We start from the raw sequence: 21056 nt of genomic DNA, 5'->3' as shown, positions 1-21056 counted from the left end.
TCTTTCAAGTGGTCGCGATCTGGGCTCGTTCTTGCCGGGTGCGGTATCCGCGTCCGGAGCGCCGTCCATACACCCGTGGCGGTTAAGATTCTGCCGCAAAGATGACCGTAACGATCTTTGACAGCCGGCCATTTCGTGGGCAGCGTAACCCCATGCGCAAGGCGGGTGACCGGGTTGGCGATTCGCCGACCGCACAGGACGGGACGACCGATTCGGCAGCCGAGCATACGCTGGTTACCGAAGGCGGTGCCATTCCCGGCCATCCCGGCATGCCGGCCTATACTCTGCGGAGGGTGGAGCCGTCCTCGATCCCGCTCGTCCTGGCGGTGCCCCATGCGGGCCGTGCCTATGCCCACACCCTGCTTGAGCGGATGCGCCACCCCGCTTTCGCCGCGCCCAGGCTGGAAGACCGCTATGTTGACCTGATCGGCGCCGAAGTGGCCCGCCGCACCGGCGCGGCGCTGCTGGTGGCCAATGCCCCGCGCGCGATGATCGACCTGAACCGGGCGACGGACGATGTCGATTGGGAGATGGTCGGCCCCGCGCCTGACGCTTCCTCGGCGCGGCGCACCCCGGTGCGGGCTGCGGGGCTGGCCAGCCGCTCGCGCAGCGGCCTCGGCCTGATTCCCCGCCGCCTGCCGGGCCTTGGCGAGCTGTGGAATCGCCGGCTCGATCATCACGAGGTCGAGGAGCGGATCGCCGGGGTCCATGAACCCTATCACGCCGCCTTGGCGGAAACGCTTGCCACGGTGCGCGACCGGTGGGGCGCGGCGCTGCTGATAGACCTGCATTCGATGCCCCCGCTCGCGCCGCCCCATCCGGGCCTGCCGGCGCCGCAGTTCGTGGTGGGCGATCGCTTCGGCGCGGCCTGCGATGGTGCGCTGGTGGCGGCGGCATTCTCGTTCTTCGCCACGCGCGGGCGGCCCGCCGCGCACAACCGGCCCTATGCCGGCGGCTATGTGCTGGAACGGCATGCGCGCCGATCGGCCGGCGTCCATTGCCTGCAGCTGGAGATAGACCGTCAGTGCTATCTCGATTCGCGCATGGCAGAGCCGGGCGAGGGCTTCGGCGCCACCGTCTCGCTGGTGACCGAGCTGGTCAGCGCCCTTGCGGCAGATGTCGCCGGCATGGGCCGCGAACAGCGCCACTGGCGCTCCGCCGCGGAATAATCACGCAGCGGCATCCACGAAAAAACCACCTGGAGACATGCTCCAGGTGGCCAAGGTTCAGGGAGGAGGTGCACGAAGTGCACCAGTTACGACGGGCCATGAGGGGAGCGCCGCCGCAACATCATCAATTTAGGGATGGCGTTGCATCCGTGCAACAAGAATCGCGTTAATTCCAAAAAACGTTTGGTTCATTGCAAATTCAGCTTGCGCGCATGGAAAAGGCCGGAATTGCGCGGTCCTGCGCAATTCCGGCCTTGTGTCCCCGCCAAACTGGCGTCGATTGGTTCAGGCGATCGGCTGCAGCGCGGGCGCCTTGCCCTGTTCCATCTGGCGGCCGAAGATCTGGCTGATCAGCTCCAGCGAGAAGATGTGCGCATAGAGCAGCGGCAGCAGCCCGCTCTGCGCCCAGCCGCGCAGCACGTCGCCGCGCATGTCCCGCAGCTTTTCCTGGTTGATCATCTGGAAGCCGCGATAGACGAAGGGCTCGCCACCGTTGTTCGGCTGGATCGAAACTTCGCCTTCCATCAGAAGGTCATGCTTGCGGATTTCGTCGAGGAAGGCCTGCGTGCGCTGGCCAGCCTGTTCGAACTGTTCGCAGAACGCCAGCGCGGCCTTGGTCGCGTCCGAAGGCTGGTCGCCATCGAACAGCGGTTCACCATCGGTGAAATCGCCGATCAGGCCGCACGAAGGGTCGAAGCACAGCGAAAGCTCGTCGGTATCGGGCTGCAGCTTTGCCAGCATGAAGGGATAGCGGCGCGCATAGGCGGGCAGGTACACGCCCTGTGTAACCGTGCCATCGGCGTCGACGAACACGTTCACGCCTTCGTTCAGGCCCATCAGCGCCAGCGGCACCGGGTTGTCGCCCGAAGCGAAGATGATCGGGAAGTGGCGGCCGGCCTGCGGAAATTCCTCCACGGTCAGCGGCACTGCGTGCACACCCGCCAGCCAGCTGGCCTTGTCGGCCCCGCGCGCGCGCCAGTTGGCGTGGTCGCGCGTGTTGAGCGGCATCAGGTCGTTGTAGAACAGGGGCAGGGAAGGCGCCACGCTGGCCATCGAATCACTCTCCGTCGAAACTGGACGCCGTTGCGCATCGGGCTTCGGCGGGAATGCGCCGTTTAGGGGAGGGTGGCAGGGGGCGCAAGGCCACCTGCAACACCGTTGTCACACTCCGGCGCGGAAAACCGAGTCCCCGTCAGACAAGTTTGCCGGGATTGAGCAGGCCCTGCGGATCGAGCGCCTGCTTCACCGCGCGCAGCATGCCCATCGCCACCGGATCGCCCAGCCGGGCCAGTTCGTCGCGCTTCAGCTGGCCAATGCCATGTTCGGCGGAAATCGAACCGCCCCAATCGGTTACCAGGTCATGCACCATGCGGCTGATCGTCTTGCCTTCGCCCGCCTGCCACGCCGGTCCGTCCGCCGTTGCGGCGGGCGCCAGCACGTGGAAGTGGATGTTGCCATCGCCCAGGTGGCCAAAGCCGACCGCCGTCGTGCCGGGAAACGCCGCCTCGATCGTGGGCACGGCATGGGCCACGAACTCCGGCATTTTTTCTACCGCTACGCTGATGTCATGCTGCACGGCCGGGCCCAGCGCGCGTTCGGCCGGCGCGATGGATTCGCGCAAGAGCCAGAACGCCTCGGCCTGCGCCTCGCTCGCGGCAATGGTGGCGTCCTCCACCAGGCCCTGCTCGAACGCGCTCACCAGCAGCGCCTCAGCCATGGCGGGCAGGGCCTCGGCCCCGGCGGCATCCGCCACCAGCTCGATCAGCACGTGCCAGGCATGGTCACCCTGCAAAGGGGCCCGCGCATCGGGCAGGTGCGAAAGCACTGCCTGCAGCGAATGGCGCGGCATCACCTCGAATCCTTCCAGCGCGCCGCCCGCCACGCCTTCCGCATGCAGCAGCAGGGCGCGCGCCGTCTCCAGCGAATCGACCCCGGCCCACAGCACCGCGCGCGCCGCAACTGCGGGCTCCAGCTTCAGCGTGGCCGCAGTTACGATGCCGATCGTGCCTTCGGACCCGATCAGCAGCTGCTTCAGGTCAAAGCCCCGGTTGTCCTTCTTCAGCGGCACCAGCTGGTTGAACACCGATCCATCGGCCAGCACCGCCTCAAGCCCCAGCACCAGTGCGCGCATCGATCCGTGGCGCAGCACCTGCGTGCCGCCGGCGTTGGTGGAAATCAGCCCGCCCACCGTGGCAGACCCTTTGCCCCCCAGCGACAGCGGAAAGCGCATTCCCTCGCGCTCCGCCGCTTCGTGCAGCACCTGCAGGATCACGCCAGCCTCGCAGGTTGCGGTGCGGGTCTGCACGTCCACCTTGCGGATCGCCGCCATGCGCCGCAGCGAAAGCACCACGGCATTGCCCACCTCGTCGGGCGTGGCGCCCCCGCTCATCCCGCTGTTGCCACCCTGCGGCACGATCGGCACGCCATGCGCGGCGCACAGCTTCACCAGCGCGGCCACTTCGGCCGTATCCGCCGGCGATGCCAGCGCGAGTGCCCGCCCGGTAAAGCGGCCGCGCCAATCGGTCAGCCACGGGGCCATCTCGGCAGGATCGGTGGTCAGCCCCTTGGGGCCAAGCAGGTCGGCGGCGGCAGTCAGGAACTGGGCGGTTTCAGTCATGATCTGCGGCTAGGATTTGCGCCTTCTTCGGGCAATGCATTTTTTCGCTCCCGATTTCATGCGGCCGGGTTAAGCAGGTGTTCAACCGGTTGCGCTATCGCGGAATCAGGACCGGATGCCGGCCTGCAACCCGGCAGGCGGCTGGGGCACCTGAGGGACTTGAGAGACCGATTCCTGCGGCGATGAACAGCCTTTCCCTTCTTGTCGCAACGCTTGCGCTGGCTTTGCCGGTGGCGCCGCATCCGGCTGCCTCCGGTCCGCAGCCCGCTGCCGTTTCGCCTGAAGGGGCACCGTGGCGCGCTGCCGCCGTGGATCCCGAAGGGCCGCAGTCCGCGCCCCGCATTCTCGAAGGCACCGTCCTGGGCGAATTCGTCGATGGCCTGCCTGATGACACGGTGCAGCAGGTGCGAATCGAACAGCGCCTGATCATCCGCATCACCCCGCGCGCGCCGGGACGCGACGAATTCGTCTCCACTCCGCCGGTTCCGCTGCGGATGCGCGAACGCAAGATGGCAAAGTGCGTGCCGCTGGCCGCCATTGCCGGGGTGCGGCCGATGTCCAGCACGCGGCTGATGCTGTTCCTGCGCGATCGGCGGATGGTGGGGGCGGATCTGGGCAAATCCTGCAACGCCCGCGATTTCTACATGGGTTTCTATGTCAGCCAGACGCCCGATGGCCAGCTTTGCGTGGGGCGGGACCAGATCCATTCGCGGTCCGGTTCAACCTGCGGGATCGACCGGGTGCGAGAACTGATCCCCGACGATTGACGCGGCATGCGGTTGAACCGCATCGGCTGCCGCTTTTCTTGACTTTCGCGCGTTTATCGGCAAAGCGCGCGACTGAGAACAAACGGTGCGCGCAAAGCGCCCCGTGCGGCTGCGCAAAACATTTCGCGCCGCCAGATTTATCGGATCCACCCTGCATGAAGTTTGCCGATCTCGGCCTTTCCGAAGACCTTCTGAAGTCGGTCACCGACGCCGGTTACGACACGCCCACGCCCATCCAGGCGCAGGCCATCCCCGCCGTGCTGATGATGAAGGACCTGATCGGCATCGCCCAGACCGGCACGGGCAAGACCGCGGGCTTCGTGCTGCCGATGATCGACATCCTCGCGCATGGCCGCCGCCGGGCGCTGATGCCGCGTTCGCTGATCCTCGAACCCACGCGTGAACTGGCCGCGCAGGTTGCTGAAAACTTTGAAAAGTACGGAAAGAACCATGATCTCAAGATGGCGCTGCTGATCGGCGGCGTGCAGATGGGGGATCAGGTAAAGGCGCTGCAGGATGGCGTCGACGTGCTGATCGCCACGCCGGGCCGCCTGATGGACCTGTTCGAACGGGGCAAGATACTGCTCACCGGCTGCGACCTGCTGGTGATCGACGAAGCCGACCGCATGCTCGACATGGGCTTCATCCCCGATATCGAGACGATCTGTTCGAAGCTGCCGGCCCAGCGCCAGACGCTGCTGTTTTCGGCCACGATGCCGCCGCCAATCAAGAAGCTGGCGGACAAGTTCCTTTCGAACCCCAAGTATATCGAAGTCGCGCGGCCTGCTTCGAACAACACCAGCATCGCGCAGTTCAAGGTGCCCGTGGCCAGCCGCGCCAAGCGCGAAGTGCTGCGCCACCTGCTGCGGACGGACAACGTGTCCACCGCGATCATCTTCGCCAACCGCAAGACGACCGTGCGTGAACTGGCCAAGAGCCTGCAGCGCCACGGCTTTTCCGCGGGCGAGATCCATGGAGACATGGACCAGTCCGCCCGCAATGCGGAACTGCAGAAGTTCAAGGACGGGGTGATCTCCATCCTCTGCGCCTCCGACGTCGCCGCCCGCGGCATCGACGTGAAGGGCGTCAGCCACGTCTTCAACTTCGACACGCCGTGGCACCCGGATGATTATGTCCACCGCATCGGCCGCACCGGTCGCGGTGGCGCCACCGGCCGCGCCTTCACGCTGGTCAGCCCCGAAGATGCCGAGGCGATCGACAACGTCGAAAAGCTGACCAAGGGCAAGATCCCCGAAATGAAGGTCGAGCTGGAAGGCCGCGAAGTCCGCGCCCCCCGGGAAGACCGCGCCCCCCGGGAAGACCGCGCCCCACGGGAAGACCGCGAAGACCGCAAGCCGCGCAATCGCCGCGATCGCGAAGAGCGTCCTGCCCGCGAAGAACGCCCTGCTCGCGACGAACGTCCCGCCCGCGAAGAACGTCCCGCCCGCGAAGAACGCCCGGTCCGCGAAGAGCGCGCCCGTCCGGAACCGCGCAGGGCCGAACCGCGCCAGGAGCGCTACGATGACCGCCGTCATCAGCCGTCCGAACCGCCCAGCAAGCCCGGCGAATGGAACGGCCCGATCCCCGGCTTCCTGGGCGTCTCGGCGCTCTGAAATAGTTCCCTGGCGGCAGGTTCTTGTCTCTTCCAATGCAATGCGTCGCGCCTTAGGTTCGCCTTGGGGAGACCTTTTGCGTGACAGTATACCAAGGGACTGACGGCTTCGATTACATGGTCGGCACCGATGGCAGCGACAGCTTCCGTCCGCTGCTCGGCATTGGTGACGAAGTCTATGGGCGGGGCGGCTTCGATACGCTGCTCGTCGATTACAGCAACATTGCCGGCCCGCACTATGCCTCGGCCCGGCTGGGCTTCGAAAGCGGCACGCTTGGCGGAACGTTCGAAACCTTCGTCACGCCCAACCGGTTGCATGTTGCCGAGGTAGAGCGCTTGGTGGCGAAGTTTGGCGCGGCCGATGATGCCTTCACCTATTCTGCTACGGAACTGCCGTGGGGCACCGAACTGACTGTCAACGCCGGGGCTGGGCAGGACCAGTTGGCGCTCGATATGGCGCAGGTGGCGGGCATGCGGCTCGTCGTGGGCGCGACCGGGGTCGCAGCGACGAATTTCGGTGCACGGTTCCTTGGATTCGAACGCTTTGTCGTCAAGACCGGGGCGGGCGCCAACACGATCACCACCGCTGCAGGGGCGGACAGCGTCTCGGTCGGCCTGGGCGAAAGCCGAATTTCCACCGGCGCGGGCGATGACGTGATCCGCAGCGTTGGCGGTGCTGATCGGATCGATGCAGGCGAGGGCGAGGATACCTGGCGGTTGGACCTCACTGCGTCGGCAAGCGCGGCCAGCCTCGCCAAGAACGGGCTGACCGGCGTCGCGTCTGCCGGAACGGCGGGCAAGGCCATCGGTCTGGAATGGCTGCTGGCAAAGCTGGGTGCGGGCAATGACCGCATCGTCCTGACCGATGATCGCGCAACGACGGTCGAGGCCGGTGGCGGCGATGACAGCTTCATTGTCACCCGCGCCAATGGCGTGAAGCTGGAAGGCGGCGCGGGATACGACACGCTGCGCCTCGATTTCCGGGGTGTGAGCGAGGCGGTGGATGGCGAACTGGGGATCGCTGCGGCAGGCGATATCGTCGGGACCTTCGGCGCCTATGCCACGTCATTCGGCGGAAAGTATTTTTTCGATACCTATCACGCACGCGCGGGCTTCGGTGGAATCGAAAGGCTCGACGCCATCCTTGGTAGCGGCAATGATTCCGTCGTCCTTTCGGCGGGCGGACTGGGCGCAGGCAACCGGCTGACGCTCAACGGCGGCGAGGGTGAGGATACGGTCAGGCTCGGCCTCGGCGTTGACGCAGCGGTGGCCATGACGGTGGACAGCGCCGGTGCGATCAGGGTTGGCGGACTGACGCTGGCGGGGTTCGAGCACTTCGAGATTTTCGGAACCGACGGAAATGACCGCATTTTCGGCGGATCGGGCGACGACCTGCTCAACGGCGGACGCGGCAGCGATTCGTTGACCGGAGGCTTGGGAAGTGACCGTTTCCACCTCGATGTCTACGGTACTGCGGGGGAGCGTGACGTCATCCGTGATTTTCAGGCGGGGCAGGATCGCATCGTGCTGGATCTCGATGGTTTCGCGGCGCTTTCGGGCGAAGCGGGGCAGCAGATCGCCGCTGCAGAGTTCATCACCGGCCCCCGCGCCCTGACGGCCGATCAGCATGTGATCTACGATCAGGCGAGTGGCAGGCTGTGGTACGACGAGGACGGATCGGGCGGCGCGGCGCAGGTTCTGGTGGCCATCCTGATCGGCGCGCCGGCGCTTTCCGCGGGCGATTTTCTGCTCGGCTAGACGGCCTCTCAAGGCGTCTCAGTCGATCTCAACCCCTTCTCAGTCGTTTTCAGCCCCCTCTCAACCGGGCTTGACGAAGCTGTCGATCACCCGCTTGCGGCCGGCCGTTTCGAAGTCGATTTCCAGCTTGTTGCCGTCCTGCGCGGCGACCGTGCCATATCCGAACTTGTCGTGAAAAACGCGCGCGCCCAGGCCCAGATCACTGCGCGGCTTGGCGGCGAAGCTGGCGGCGCTGCGGGTGGGTTCGGCAATGCGGCGGGGCGCGGGGTTGAAGGTCTGCGCGGCGGCGCGCTGCCAGCCGGGGCCGCGCGTGGCGGCGCGCCCGGCATTGGCCTGCGCCACGTGGGCAAACGGATCCTCGCGCTCGCTCCAGTTGGCCCGCCACAGCGAAGCGCCGCCTGAAAGCGTGGTTTCCTCCTCCACATGGTCCTGCGGCAGCTCACCGATGAAGCGGCTGGGGATCGAGCTGGTCCACTGGCCATAGATGCGGCGGTTGGCGGCGTGCAGGATGGTGCAGCGCTTCTTCGCACGGGTGATCGCCACATAGGCGAGGCGGCGCTCTTCCTCGAGACTGGCGAGCCCGCCTTCGTCCAGCGCGCGCTGGCTGGGAAACACCCCTTCTTCCCAGCCGGGCAGGAACACCTGGTCGAACTCCAGCCCCTTGGCCGCGTGAATCGTCATCACGGTGACCTTCTCGTCATCCGGTGCGGCATCGTTGTCCATCACAAGACTGACGTGTTCGAGGAAATCCCCAAGCGTCTCATACTCTTCCATCGCGCGGGCGAGCTCCGACAGGTTCTCCAGCCGCCCGTTGGCCTCGGCGCTCTTTTCCGCCTGCAGCGCGGTGGTATAGCCGCTTTCGTCAAGGATCGTGCGCGCCAGTTCCGCCGGCACCAGCGTGCCCGCCGCATCGCGCCAGCGGGCGAAATCGCGCATCAGCGCCAGCAGCGTGCCCCGCGCCCGCGCCGGCAGTTCGTCGGTATCGCAGATATCCAGCGCCGCACGCAGCAGCGGGATGGACTGCGCCCGGGCGAAGCGGTGCAGCTTCTCCAGCGTCTTGTCACCCAGCCCCCGCTTGGGCGTGTTGTAGATGCGTTCGAAGGCGAGATCGTCGGACGGTGAGGCGATCAGCCGCAGATAGGCCAGCGCATCGCGGATTTCGGCGCGTTCATAGAAGCGGAAGCCGCCCACGATCTTGTAGGCCATGCCGATCTGGATGAAGCGGTCCTCGAACTCGCGCGTCTGGAAAGAGGCGCGCACGAGGATCGCCACCTGGTTCAGCGAACAGCCTTCGCGCTCCAGCCGCTCGATCTCGTCGCCGACGCGGCGCGCTTCCTCGGGGCCGTCCCACACGCCGATCACGCGCACCTTGTCGCCGCTGTCGCGCTCGGTCCACAGCGTCTTGCCCAGCCGCTCGCTGTTCTCCGCAATCAGGCCCGACGCCGCGCCGAGAATGTGCGGGGTTGAGCGGTAGTTCTGTTCGAGCCGGATCACCTTCGCGCCCGGAAAATCCTTTTCGAAGCGCAGGATGTTGGCCACTTCCGCGCCACGCCAGGAATAGATCGACTGATCATCGTCGCCCACCACGCAGATGTTCCGGCGTGCCTGCGCGATCAGCCGCAGCCACAGGTACTGCACGGCGTTGGTGTCCTGGTATTCGTCCACCATCACGTACTTGAAGCGCTGCTGGTACATCTCGAGGATGTCGCGCTCGCGCCGGAAGATGTTGAGCATGTGGAGCAGCAGATCGCCGAAATCGCAGGCGTTCAGATCCTTCAGCCGGTTCTGGTACAGCGCATAGAACCGCTGCCCGCGCCCGTTGGCATAGGCTTCGTTTTCCACCGCATCGAGGTCCGCCGGGTTCAGCCCGCGGTTCTTCCACCGGTCGATCAGCCCGGCCAGCTGCCGCGCCGGCCAGCGCTTTTCGTCCAGCCCTTCGGCCACGATCAGCTGCTTCAGCACGCGCAGCTGGTCATCGGTGTCGATGATGGTGAACGTGCTCTGCAGGCCGACCAGTTCGGCATGGCGGCGCAGCATCTTCGCCGCGATGGAATGGAACGTGCCCAGCCACGGCATGCCTTCCACCGCGGGGCCGATCAGGTGGCCCACGCGTTCGCGCATCTCGCGCGCGGCCTTGTTGGTGAAGGTCACGCACAGGATCTCGCTGGGCCATGCCAGCCGGTTGCGCAGCAGATAGGCCATGCGCGCAGTGAGCGCGGCGGTCTTGCCGGTGCCGGCGCCCGCCAGCATCAGCACGGGGCCATCGGTGGTGACCACGGCTTCGCGCTGCGGGTCGTTGAGGCCGTCAAGCCAGCTTGAATCGGGTTGGAGCATGCTGTTCACCCGGAACAAGTAGGGAACTCGGCGGCGTGGCGCAACCGGTGAGGGTTTTCCTCATCCGGGATGGAACCCTGACAAATGTGGAATGGTTAAAGCGGCGTGGAAGTAGAAGTGAAGTAATAATCGCCCGTTAATCTGTCGTTAATAGTAACCGATCTGGATAATTGCGACATTTCCAAATAAGATGTTGCGAGGAAATTTCACCGCTCACCTGCGGCAGGCCAGCGTGTGACTGCGTGTCCCGCTTCCACTGGTCCAGTTGACTGAACGATTCATCGCGTCTGGCGGAACCTGTTTTTGGCTTGTCTGTACTATGGATAAGTTGATCTATTCAGACAGGAGACCACATGCGTACTTTTCTGTGCGTGAGCGCGCTTGCGCTTGCCACGGCCGGTATCCCGGCCGCGATCAATGCCCAGACGACGACCGGTTCCACTGCGACCACGGCAGCCACCACGGCTGGCACCGCATTCAGCATGAGTGCCGACCAGCAATCGCAGTATGGCGGCTGGCCGGCTGACCAGCGCTCCAAATACGATGCCTGGCCTTCGACCTACCAGGAATATTTCTGGACGCTCGATGCCGATCAGCAGAAGGGCTGGTGGGCGCTGAGCGACGAGCAGCGTGCGCAGATCTATGGAATGACGCCTGATCAGCGCGCGCAGGTGTGGCCGACGATCGTGGCGCAGCTGCAGGGGCGGGCGGTGCCCGCCACGCCTGCGCAGCCCAGCCCGGGCACCGGCACGGCGGCAACGCCCGCCACGCCGGCAACCCCACCCAGCGGCGCGCAGACCGGGGCGCCTGATGCTGCCGGCAATTCCGCGATGAACGAGCCCGCCACCGGTGGCGCCAATGCCGGTGGCATGGCCGCTGCCGATGCTGGCGCAGCGGGAACGGTTGATGCCGCTGCCGCCGCGCCGGGCACGCAATATGCCGCAACCACCACGACATCCGCCGTGCCGCCCGCGCCCGCCGCCGATATGAACAAGAAGTATCCGGTCTGCTCGAAGAAAGTGACCGACAACTGCCGGAATCCGGGGGGCCGCTGATCGCCTGGGTATCCCTCGGGTCGCGGGGAAGGGCGTCCGTTGCGCAAGCAGCGGGCGTCCTTCTTCATTTGGGGCATCGCGTGCTGACAGATGGTTGCGTCTGGCCACTGCGCGGCTAATGCGCCCATTGAAGGTGAGCGTCGGCTCGCCGGGGGGAGCAAGCCGCCGATGCAGCGCCATCCGATCCGTCAGAACGCCCGCGTGCTCACCGCCAGCCTTGTCGGCACGGCGGTGGAGTTCTATGATTTCTACATCTACGCCACCGCCGCCGCGCTGGTGATCGGGCCGCTGTTCTTCCCCCGGGAATCGCAATCGGCGCAGACGCTGCTGGCGTTCATGACCTTTGGCCTCGCCTTCTTCGCGCGGCCGGTGGGGGCGATTGCGTTCGGCCATTTCGGTGACCGGGTGGGGCGCAAGTCCACGCTGGTCGCCTCGCTGATGCTGATGGGCGGCTCAACCGTGCTGATCGCCTTCCTGCCGACTTATGCCATGGCCGGCTGGATCGCGCCGGCGCTGCTGTGCCTGCTGCGCTTCGGGCAGGGGTTCGGGCTGGGCGGAGAATGGGGCGGGGCGTCGCTGCTGGCGGTGGAGAACGCTCCGCCGGGGTGGGAGGCGCGCTTCGGCTCTGCCCCGCAGCTGGGCGCGCCGGTGGGTTTCCTCTTTGCCAACGGCCTGTTCCTGCTGCTCAGCCACTGGCTGTCAGATGCCGATTTCGCCGCGTGGGGCTGGCGCATCCCGTTCCTGGCCAGCGCGGTGCTGGTGGCGCTGGGCCTGTGGATCCGCCTGAAGATCGGTGAGACGCCGGCTTTCCGCGAGGCGATGGAACATGCCCCGCCGCCCTCCGTGCCGATCGGCCAGCTGATGCGCCATCATGCCGGAGCCGTCATCGCCGGCACCGCGGGCGTGGTCGCCTGCTTCGCCATCTTCTACCTCGCCACCACCTCCTCGCTCAATTTCGCGACGACGCAGCTCGGCTATTCCAAACAGGATTTCCTGGCGGTGCAGCTGGGCGCCAACACGTTCCTGGCCGTCGGCATCGTGCTGGCGGGCTGGTGGGCGGACAAGGCGGGCGCGGTGAAGGTGCTGGGCACTGGCGCGGCGCTGACGGTGCTCGTCGGGCTCGGCTTCGGCTCCGGCCTCGGTTCGGGATCGCTGCCTGTGGTCTTTGCCACGCTGTCGCTGTCGCTGCTGGTGATGGGGCTGGTCTATGGGCCGCTCGGGGGCTGGTTGCCCACGCTCTACCCCGTCCCAGTCCGTTACAGCGGCATCTCTGTCGCGTTCAATGCAGGCGGAATCATCGGCGGCGCACTCGCCCCGTTCGCGGCCAGCTGGTTTGCCGGGGTGGGCGGCACGCCGGCGCTGGGCCTGTTCCTGACGATTGCCGGGGCGCTCACCTTCTTCGGTGTGCGGTTCGCGCCTAGGCTTTCTTCATCAAGGTGATCAGCGCCTTGCCGACCTTTCTTTCGGCATCGACCGAACAGCTGCGCACGTTGGGCACCTCGTTCGCGGCGGTTTCAAGGCTGATCCACGTGTTCTCGCTGATCCAGCCCAGCCGCACCAGCCGATCGATCGCCACCGCGCCCGCCCCGGTGCCATAGGGCGGATCGAGGAACAGGATATCCAGCGGCTCCTTCGTCGGGCCGAGCGTGAGGACCGAGGCGGCCTTCACATCGCATTGCGGTTGTGCGCGCAGGGCGCTGATATTGCTGCGGATTGCACGGATCGCCGCCGCGTCCTGCTCCACAAACGTGGCGTGCGCCGCCCCGCGTGACAGCGCCTCGAGCCCCAGTGCGCCCGAGCCCGCAAACAGGTCGGCCACGCGCAGCCCTTCGAAGCTGCCGATGCGGCTGACCAGCATGGAAAACAGTGTCTCTCGCGTCCGGTCGGCGGTCGGCCGGGTGGCGTCGCCTTCGGGCGCGGAGAGTTTGCGCCCGCGCCATTCGCCCGCAATGATCCGCAGCATCAGCCACGCCCTCGCGGCTTGCGCGGTCCGCCGGGCCTTGCCCCACCCGGCCTGCCACCCGTGGGCCTGCCACCCGTGGGCCGATCACCAGCGGGCCTCCCACCGGTTGGCCGCTCGCCAGCGGATTTTGGCCCACGCGGATTGCCGGGTTTGGTGCGGAACGAAGACTTGTGCTCGATGCGCTCCTCGTCACGCGGCTTGCGTGGGGCCGGGCGGCGAGAGCGTTCCGGGCGCTCGTCTGCGGCAACCGGGGCGGAACGCGCGGAAACGGGGCGCGCCGGGGCAGGGGCAGGGCGCGGGGCTGCGGGCTTTGGCGCATAGGCCTTGCCCACCACGGCGGTCTGTTCGTGCTTCACGGTGCCGGTCTTCAACGCCTTGCGAAAACGTTCGACGATCGCCTGCGGAATTTCCTCCACCGCGCCGCGCGGCAGGTCACCCAGGTCGAACGGGCCATAGCGGGTGCGCAGCAGGCGTGAAACTTCCAGCCCGATGTGTTCCAGCACGCGCCGTACTTCCCGGTTCTTGCCTTCGGTCAGCGTCAGCTCGATCCACTTGTTGTGCCCGGCGCTGCGCTCAAGGTTGGCGTTGATCGCGCCATAGCGCACGCCCTCGATCTCGATCCCGTGGATCAGCTCCTCAAGCTGCGCCTGCGTGACGGCGCCGAACGTGCGCGCGCGATAGGTGCGTGGCACGCCGTTGATCGGCAGCTCCATCGCCCGCTTCAGCTCGCCATCATTGGTCAGCAGCAGCAGCCCTTCGGTATTGAGGTCAAGCCGCCCCACCGGCATCACGCGGCCCGCTCCCGGGGGCAGGGCGTTGCGCAGCGCGGTGTAGATCGTGGCCCGCCCCGCCGGATCACGCTCGGCAGTGATCAGGCCCGATGGCTTGTGGAACATGAACAGGCGGGTGGCGGATGCGGCGGCCACAGGGTTGCCGTCCACGGTCACGCCCTTCAGCCCCTTCAGCACCGTGGCGGGCGTGGTCAGCACTTCGCCATCCAGCGCCACGCGCCCTTCGGCGATCATGCGCTCCACATCGCGGCGGCTGGCCACGCCGGCGCGCGCCAGCAGCTTGGCGATGCGCTCTCCCTCTCTGGCGCCTTCGCGGCCGCCTTCATTGGGTGCTTGCTGCCCGGCAGCGGTCTGGTCAGGAGCGGCGGGCCGTCGCGGACGGCCGCTCCCGGTCTTGGGGGGGAATGCCATGACCCACCTTTAGCGGGGGATGGCCTCCGCGTCACCCCTAGCCCTGCGCGGAAAGCACGTTAGGGTATCGGGCAGCACCCCAATTCCGTTCGTGTCGAGCGAAGTCGAGACACCGGGCGCAGTGTCTCGACTTCGCTCGACACGAACGGTGGGGGACGTTTCAGGGATCGCACTCCGTATGGCCTCAGCCGCCGCCACCGAAGACAAGCCACCGCGCCCCAAGGGGTGGAAGCTGCTGAGGATCGCGCTCAGTTCGCGCAAATCGGCCACAATGCTCGGCTTCGGCTTTTCCTCGGGGCTTCCCTATGCGCTGCTGATCGGCACACTCAACGCCTGGCTGGGCGAGGAGAAGATCGACCTCGCCACCATCGGCGTGCTGTCGTGGATCGGCCTGTCCTATTCCTTCAAGTTCCTGTGGTCGCCGCTGGTCGATCGCCTGCCGCTGCCCGGGCTGGAGCGGCTTGGCCGGCGCAAGAGCTGGATCCTGCTGTGTCAGGTGGTGCTGGTCGGCGGCTTTGCCGGCCTTGCCGTCACCGATCCGTCGAAGGCGATCGGCACCTTCGCCCTCTTCGCCTTCATCGCCGCGCTGGCGTCTGCCACGCAGGACGTGGCCGTGGACGCCTGGCGCATCGACGTGGCAGACGAATCGACCCCGGTGGAGCTGCTCTCCTCGATCTACCAGTTCGGCTATCGCATCGCCTCGATCGTCGGGGGCGCGCTCGCGCTGTTCCTGGCGGCGCGGATGCCGTGGGAAGGGGTCTATCTGCTGATGGCGGGGTTGATCTCGCTGATCGTGCTGGTCACCCTGCGCGCGCCCGATACGCCACGGCCAGAGCAGGGCGCGCTCCATGCGTCGCTGGCCGAGCAGGGTGAGCTGGCCCCGCAGGCGCGCTGGCTGGCGCTGGGTGTGGTGGCGGTAAGCTGGGCATGGGCCATCGGCACCATCCTGCACTTCATGTCGGGCATGCTGCGCCCGCTTCTGCCGGGGGAAAAGCATCCCTCGGTGGCCGATTTCACCAAGGCCTATGCCCCGTGGATCGTGCTGGCGACGGTGGCGGTGCCGCTGATCGTGGCGGCCACGACCAACTGGCTGAAGGCCAGCGGCCACGCGGTGCTGACCCAGCCGGATCACAAGGTCACCCCGCTGCGCACCGCGGCGAACCACCTCTATGTGGCGCTGGTGATGCCGCTGGCCGAGCTTTCCGGGCGGCTGCGCTGGGGCGTGCTGGTGGTGATCGGGATGATCCTGTCCTACACGCTGTGCTACAATATCTGGGGCAGCTTCGCCTTTCCGTTCTACCTGCAGCACCTGCATTATTCGAAGGACGAAGTGGCCTTCGCATCGAAGGTGTTCGGCATCTTCATGACCATCGCCGGCATCAGCCTGGGCGGTTACCTGTTCCTGCGCCTGGGCCGCATGCCCACGATCCTGATCGGCGCGATCCTCCCGGTCCTCGGCAACTTCGTCTATGCAGACCTGGCCGAAGGCGCGGTGCATATCGATGCAGTGGGCCGTACGCTGGGCCTCAACGCGCTGTTCGGCCTGTTCGGCTTCGATGAACGGATGGTGCGGCTGCTGCTGGCGATCAGCTTCGAAAACATCTCGACCGGCATCGCCGGGGCGGCCTTCGTGGCGTATCTGTCGGGCATCGTCAGCCGCAACTACACGGCAGTGCAGTATGCGCTGCTCTCGTCGATGACCTTCCTCATCGGGTCGCTGGGGCGCGGCATCGCCGGCGATACCATCGACCGTTTCGGCTATCCCACCATGTTCCGCTGGACCGCCGCCGCCGGCGCGGTGGCGATCCTGTTCGTGCTGCTGGAATGGGTCCGGGTGAAGCGGGCAGAAATGGCCGAGGCGAAGGCGGAGTAGGATCGGTTTCGCGCAAAGACGCGAAGGATTTGGTTCGCGCAGAGAGCGCAGAGGGCGCGTAGAGGAGATAGGGCGGCTGCGCCGCAGGCTTATTTCCTCCTTCTCTCTGCGATCTCTGCGGTCTCTGCGCGAAACCTAAATCAGTCCGGCACTTCCTCGTTCAGCCGCAGCACTTCGCCCGCGAGATAGAGCGAGCCGACGATCAGCAGGTCGCCCTCTGGCGGCAGCGCGCGGATGGCGCTGGGTACGTCGGCGAAGCTGCGCACCGGCAGCGCGGTGTGCGGGGCGAAGTCTTCCACGCGGTGCGCATCGTGGCCCGGGGCCGGCACCACCGAGACTGACAGCGCATGGCTGCCCAGCGGGGCCAGGATCGCGGACGGGTCCTTGTTGGCCAGCATGCCCATGATCAGGTGAACTGGCGGCTGCCCGGCAAGGTGGCGGGCGATGGCGCGCCCGGCGTCTGGGTTGTGCCCGCCGTCCAGCCATACCGTGCGCCCGCCCGCCAGCGTGGTCAGCGGGCCATGGCCCAGCCGCTGCAGCCGTGCGGGCCAGCGCGCATCGACGATGCCCTTGCCCATGGCGTGCAGCGACACGTCCACCATCTGCTGGTGGCGCAGCATGGCCACGGCCAGCGCGGCGTTCTCCGCCTGGTGCGCGCCAGCCAGCGCGGGCAGGGGCAGGGGCAGTTCGCCACCCCCGTCGCGATAGTGGATCGATCCGCCGATCTGCACGTGCCAGTCGCGCCCGCGCACCAGCACCGGCGCGCCGATGCGCGCAGCAGTATCCAGCACGGACTGCATCGCCGGTTCGGGATAGGCCTGCGTCACCAGCGGCACGCCCGGCTTGGCGATGCTCGCCTTTTCGAAGGCGATGCGCGCCAGCGGGTCGGTCGGCACGCCCTCTTCCGGCGCCAGCAGGAACGATTCGTGGTCCATGCCGAGCGTGGCGATGCCGCACACCGCCGGGCCTTCCAGCACGTTGGTGGCGTCCAATCGCCCGCCAAGCCCGGTCTCGATCACGCAGGCATCGGCCTTCTCGCGTTGGAAGGCGAGGAACGTGGCAACCGTGGTCACTTCGAAGAAGCTCGGCTCAAGGTCTTGCCCGGCGTCCAGCACTTCCTTCAGCAGGCTGGCCAGCAGTTCGTCCTCGATCAGCTTTCCGGCAATGCGGATGCGTTCGTTGTAGCGGACAAGGTGCGGCTTGGTGGCGGTGTGGACGGTCAGCCCATCGGCCTCCAGCATCGCGCGCAGGTAGGTGCAGGTGGAACCCTTGCCGTTGGTGCCCGCCACATGGAACACCGGCGGCAGCGACCGCTGCGGATCGCCCAGCCGCCTGCACAGCTCGCGCACCGTATCCAGCCCCAGCCGCCCGCTGGGCAGAGACAGCGCGCCCAGCCGGTCAAGCTGCGCCTGCACGCGCGGGTTTTCCGAAATGGCGAAGTCTTTCACGGGCAGCCCCTCCCGCCTGCGGGAGGGGTTTGGGGTGGGCAGGGGAAAGCGCGGCGCATGTTCGCGCCCACCCCCGGCCCCTCCCGCAGGCGGGAGGGGAGAAGGATCACGCCGCCGCCTTCGCCGCCATCAGGTAACCGATCACCGTGGCCAGCCGGTCCTTCAGGTCGCGGCGGTGGACCACCATGTCCAGCATGCCGTGATCGTGCAGGTATTCCGCGCGCTGGAACCCTTCGGGCAGCTTTTCGCGGATCGTATCCTGGATCACGCGCTGGCCGGCAAAGCCGATCAGGGCGCCCGGCTCGGCCATCTGCACATCGCCCAGCATGGCATAGCTGGCGGTGACGCCGCCGGTGGTCGGGTCGGTCAGCACCACGATATAGGGCAGGCCCGCGGCGCGCAGCTGGCTGATCGCCACGGTGGTGCGCGGCATCTGCATCAGCGAAAGGATGCCTTCCTGCATTCGCGCGCCGCCGGCCGCCGTCACCGCGACATAGGGGCACTTTTCCTGGATCGCGCGGCGCACGCCGGCGATGAACGCATCACCCACGGCCATGCCCATCGATCCGCCCATGAAGGCAAAGTCCTGCACGCCGACAACCGCCTTGTGCCCACCGATGCGGCCAAATGCGTTGGTCAGTGCATCGGGGTGCGGGTTGGCCGCCTTGGCGCCCTTCAGGCGGTCGGTGTACTTCTTGCTGTCCCGGAACTTGAGCGGGTCTTCCTTCACCTTGGGCGCGGGCAGGATCTCGAAGCCAGCGTCCAGCAGCTGCGCCAGCCGGGCGTCCGCGCCGATGCGGCCGTGGTGTTCACAACGCGGGCAGACCGAAAGGTTGTCCTCATACTCCTTGGTGAACAGCATCTCGCTGCACGAAGGGCATTTGATCCACAGGTTGTCGGGCGTGTCACGCTTCTGCGTGAACGACAGCGAATTGCGGACTTTGGTCAGCCAGCTCATGCCAGTTCCTTCTTCGCGGCGTGGACGGCCTCGGCCAGTGCGGAAACAAGGTCCCTCACCGGTCCGGCGGCGTTCGCGCCGTGCTCTGCGATAACGTCGATCAGCGCGGAGCCGACGACGACGCCATCGGCCACGCTGGCGATCGGCCCGGCCTGTTCGGGGGTGCGCACGCCAAAGCCGACCGCGATCGGCAGCGTGGCGGTCTGCTTGATCCGCGCCACGGCTTCCTCGATGCTGGCCAGCGCCGCGCTCTGCTTGCCGGTGATCCCGGCGACCGAGACATAGTAGAGGAAGCCCAACGAGCCATCGAGCACCGCAGGCAGGCGCGCCGCATCGGTGGTCGGGGTGGCAAGGCGGATCGGGCTGATCCCCTTGGCGCGCAGAGCCGGGCCCAGCTCGCCGTCTTCCTCGGGCGGGATGTCCACGCAGATCACGCCGTCGACGCCCGCAGCGGCGCAGGCATCCGCGAACCACTCCGGCCCACGGATGGTCATCGGGTTGGCATAGCCCATCAGCACCAGCGGCACGTCAGGATGCCGCGCGCGGAAATCGGTGGCGATCTTCAGGATGTCGGCAGTCTTCGTGCCGGCGGCCAGGCTGCGCAGGTTCGCCTTCTGGATCGCCGGGCCATCGGCCATCGGATCGGTAAAGGGCATGCCCAGCTCGATCACATCGGCCCCGCCCTCGACCAGCGCATCGAGGATGGCGGGCGTGGCATCAGGCGTGGGATCGCCCGCTGTGACGAAGCAGACCAGGGCGGCATGGCCTTTGGCGAAGGCGGATTGCAGACGGTTTGGGGAGAGGCGGTTGGTCATCTGGGAAGTCGGTACCCGGAGTAGAACAGGAACAGGGCAAGCGCGCAGAGCGCATAACCGATGGCATCGAGGATGTCTTCCGTGGTGGACCAGTCCTCCACCCACGGTTCATCCATAGTGCGCCAGCTTGCCCAAGCTCCAAGCGTCGCGACAACGCCGGCCATGAGCAACCTGTCGCGTCGCGTCACAATTTCACCCCCAGGTGCTCCGCAACCGAGAAGATGTCCTTGTCGCCGCGGCCGCACAGGTTGGCGAGGATGATTGCGTCCTTGGGCATGGTCGGCGCCACCTTCTTCACCGCAGCGATCGCATGGCTGGGCTCCAGCGCGGGAATGATGCCTTCGGTGCGGCACAGCAACTGGAACGCATCGAGCGCCTCGGTGTCGGTCACCGAGGTATAGTCCACCCGACCGATCTCCTTCAGCCAGGAATGCTCCGGCCCGATGCCGGGATAATCGAGGCCTGCCGAGATCGAATGGCCTTCGATGATCTGGCCGTCCTCGTCCTGCAGCAGGTAGGTCTTGTTGCCGTGGAGGATGCCGGGGCGGCCGCCCGCAAGCGACGCGGCGTGCTCCTTGTCCAGCCCATGGCCCGCCGCTTCCACGCCCAGCATCTTGACCGAGGTGTCGTCCAGGAACGGGTGGAACAGGCCGATCGCGTTGCTGCCGCCGCCGATCGCCGCCACCAGCAGGTCGGGCAGGCGGCCGGTGCGGTTCAGCATCTGGGCGCGCGCCTCGCGCCCGATCACGCTCTGGAAATCGCGCACCAGTTCCGGATAGGGGTGCGGGCCGGCGGCGGTGCCGATGATGTAGAACGTGTTGTGCACGTTCGCCACCCAGTCGCGCAGCGCCTCGTTCATCGCATCCTTCAGCGTGGCCGCGCCCGCCGTCACCGGCACCACTTCGGCGCCGAGCAGCTTCATGCGGAACACGTTGGGCTGCTGGCGCGCTACGTCGGTCGCGCCCATGAAGATCGTGCAGGGCAGTCCGAAGCGCGCGCAGACCGTGGCCGTGGCCACGCCATGCTGGCCCGCGCCGGTTTCCGCGATGATCCGCGTCTTGCCCATGCGCATGGCAAGCAGGATCTGCCCGATGCAGTTGTTGATCTTGTGCGCGCCGGTGTGATTCAGCTCGTCGCGCTTGAACCAGACCTGCGCCCCGCCCAATTCCTCGGTCAGCCGCGGCGCGAAATAGAGCGGGCTGGGGCGGCCGACATAGTGTTCCAGCAGATCGTCGAATTCGGCCTGAAACGCCGGGTCGGCCTTCGCCTTGCGGTATTCCTGCTCAAGATCGAGGATCAGCGGCATCAGCGTTTCCGCCACATAGCGGCCGCCGAACTGGCCGAAGTGGCCGCGTTCGTCGGGTTGGTTGCGGAAGCTGTTGGGGGTCTGGACAGTCATGCTTGGCCCTTTGCAGAGCATGGCGCGAATGTCCAGATTCCTGCGCGGGCAGGGGGCTTTCCGCTTCCTGCACATGTTGTTCACGC

At 66.8% G+C, this 21056-nt stretch carries 16 protein-coding genes; 7 read left to right on the top strand and 9 right to left on the bottom strand.

Going from position 1 to position 21056, the window contains the following annotated elements:
• Positions 1-152: 152 nt before the first annotated feature.
• Positions 153-1169, top strand: coding sequence for an N-formylglutamate amidohydrolase (locus POM99_RS09605; protein ID WP_313792126.1), 1017 nt, complete (start codon positions 153-155; stop codon positions 1167-1169).
• 285 nt (positions 1170-1454) lie between these two features.
• Here the strand turns inward: POM99_RS09605 and POM99_RS09600 are convergent, their stop codons facing one another.
• Both POM99_RS09600 and POM99_RS09595 read right to left on the bottom strand, forming a co-directional pair.
• On the bottom strand, positions 1455-2222 hold the full coding sequence (locus tag POM99_RS09600) for a SapC family protein (protein ID WP_277277170.1): 768 nt from the start codon (positions 2220-2222) through the stop codon (positions 1455-1457).
• Between the two features lie 139 nt (positions 2223-2361).
• Positions 2362-3786: an FAD-binding oxidoreductase gene (locus POM99_RS09595; RefSeq protein ID WP_277277168.1), complete on the bottom strand. Its 1425-nt coding sequence runs from the start codon at positions 3784-3786 to the stop codon at positions 2362-2364.
• A gap of 182 nt (positions 3787-3968) precedes the next feature.
• On the opposite strand from POM99_RS09595, the gene POM99_RS09590 reads away from it, so the two are divergent.
• The 3 genes from POM99_RS09590 to POM99_RS09580 all read left to right on the top strand — a co-directional run bounded on the left by POM99_RS09590 (position 3969) and on the right by POM99_RS09580 (position 7923).
• Positions 3969-4553, top strand: a complete 585-nt coding sequence (locus tag POM99_RS09590) for a hypothetical protein (protein WP_277277166.1) — start codon at positions 3969-3971, stop codon at positions 4551-4553.
• Positions 4554-4708: 155 nt separating this feature from the next.
• A complete protein-coding gene (locus POM99_RS09585; protein ID WP_277277165.1) occupies positions 4709-6166 on the top strand; it encodes a DEAD/DEAH box helicase in 1458 nt (485 codons plus the stop codon).
• 80 nt (positions 6167-6246) lie between these two features.
• Positions 6247-7923, top strand: a complete 1677-nt coding sequence (locus tag POM99_RS09580) for a calcium-binding protein (protein ID WP_277277163.1) — start codon at positions 6247-6249, stop codon at positions 7921-7923.
• A 60-nt stretch (positions 7924-7983) separates the two neighbouring features.
• On the opposite strand, the gene POM99_RS09575 is transcribed toward POM99_RS09580, so the two are convergent.
• Complete coding sequence (locus POM99_RS09575; protein WP_277277229.1) at positions 7984-10257, bottom strand: ATP-dependent helicase; 2274 nt, start codon at positions 10255-10257, stop codon at positions 7984-7986.
• A gap of 353 nt (positions 10258-10610) precedes the next feature.
• Here POM99_RS09575 and POM99_RS09570 point away from each other — a divergent pair, with 353 nt between their 5' ends.
• On the top strand, positions 10611-11312 hold the full coding sequence (locus POM99_RS09570) for a hypothetical protein (protein ID WP_277277161.1): 702 nt from the start codon (positions 10611-10613) through the stop codon (positions 11310-11312).
• 168 nt (positions 11313-11480) lie between these two features.
• Positions 11481-12752 (top strand): MFS transporter, encoded by a 1272-nt coding sequence (locus POM99_RS09565; protein WP_277277159.1) that lies wholly within the window; start codon positions 11481-11483, stop codon positions 12750-12752.
• On the opposite strand, the gene rsmD is transcribed toward POM99_RS09565, so the two are convergent.
• Together rsmD and POM99_RS09555 are read right to left on the bottom strand one after the other, a co-directional pair.
• On the bottom strand, positions 12730-13275 hold the full coding sequence (gene rsmD / locus POM99_RS09560; RefSeq protein WP_277277157.1) for a 16S rRNA (guanine(966)-N(2))-methyltransferase RsmD: 546 nt from the start codon (positions 13273-13275) through the stop codon (positions 12730-12732). The genes POM99_RS09565 and rsmD overlap by 23 nt on opposite strands.
• On the bottom strand, positions 13275-14477 hold the full coding sequence (locus POM99_RS09555) for a pseudouridine synthase (RefSeq protein ID WP_313792125.1): 1203 nt from the start codon (positions 14475-14477) through the stop codon (positions 13275-13277). The genes rsmD and POM99_RS09555 overlap by 1 nt, the downstream gene beginning before the upstream one ends.
• Positions 14478-14655: 178 nt before the next feature.
• On the opposite strand from POM99_RS09555, the gene POM99_RS09550 reads away from it, so the two are divergent.
• Positions 14656-16350, top strand: coding sequence for an AmpG family muropeptide MFS transporter (locus tag POM99_RS09550; RefSeq protein ID WP_277277155.1), 1695 nt, complete (start codon positions 14656-14658; stop codon positions 16348-16350).
• 140 nt (positions 16351-16490) lie between these two features.
• Here POM99_RS09550 and POM99_RS09545 read toward each other — a convergent pair whose 3' ends face one another.
• The 4 genes from POM99_RS09545 to trpB all read right to left on the bottom strand — a co-directional run bounded on the left by POM99_RS09545 (position 16491) and on the right by trpB (position 20970).
• Positions 16491-17798: a bifunctional folylpolyglutamate synthase/dihydrofolate synthase gene (locus POM99_RS09545; RefSeq protein ID WP_277277153.1), complete on the bottom strand. Its 1308-nt coding sequence runs from the start codon at positions 17796-17798 to the stop codon at positions 16491-16493.
• Between the two features lie 106 nt (positions 17799-17904).
• A complete protein-coding gene (accD, locus tag POM99_RS09540) occupies positions 17905-18756 on the bottom strand; it encodes an acetyl-CoA carboxylase, carboxyltransferase subunit beta (RefSeq protein ID WP_277277151.1) in 852 nt (283 codons plus the stop codon).
• Positions 18753-19571: a tryptophan synthase subunit alpha gene (gene trpA / locus POM99_RS09535; RefSeq protein ID WP_277277149.1), complete on the bottom strand. Its 819-nt coding sequence runs from the start codon at positions 19569-19571 to the stop codon at positions 18753-18755. Before trpA ends, accD begins: the two co-directional genes overlap by 4 nt.
• A gap of 184 nt (positions 19572-19755) precedes the next feature.
• A complete protein-coding gene (gene trpB, locus POM99_RS09530; RefSeq protein WP_277277147.1) occupies positions 19756-20970 on the bottom strand; it encodes a tryptophan synthase subunit beta in 1215 nt (404 codons plus the stop codon).
• Positions 20971-21056: the final 86 nt, after the last annotated feature.

Source organism: Novosphingobium cyanobacteriorum (assembly GCF_029436685.1).
Classification (GTDB): Bacteria; Pseudomonadota; Alphaproteobacteria; order Sphingomonadales; family Sphingomonadaceae; genus Novosphingobium; species Novosphingobium cyanobacteriorum.
This window is presented reverse-complemented; position numbering and strand designations above follow the sequence as displayed.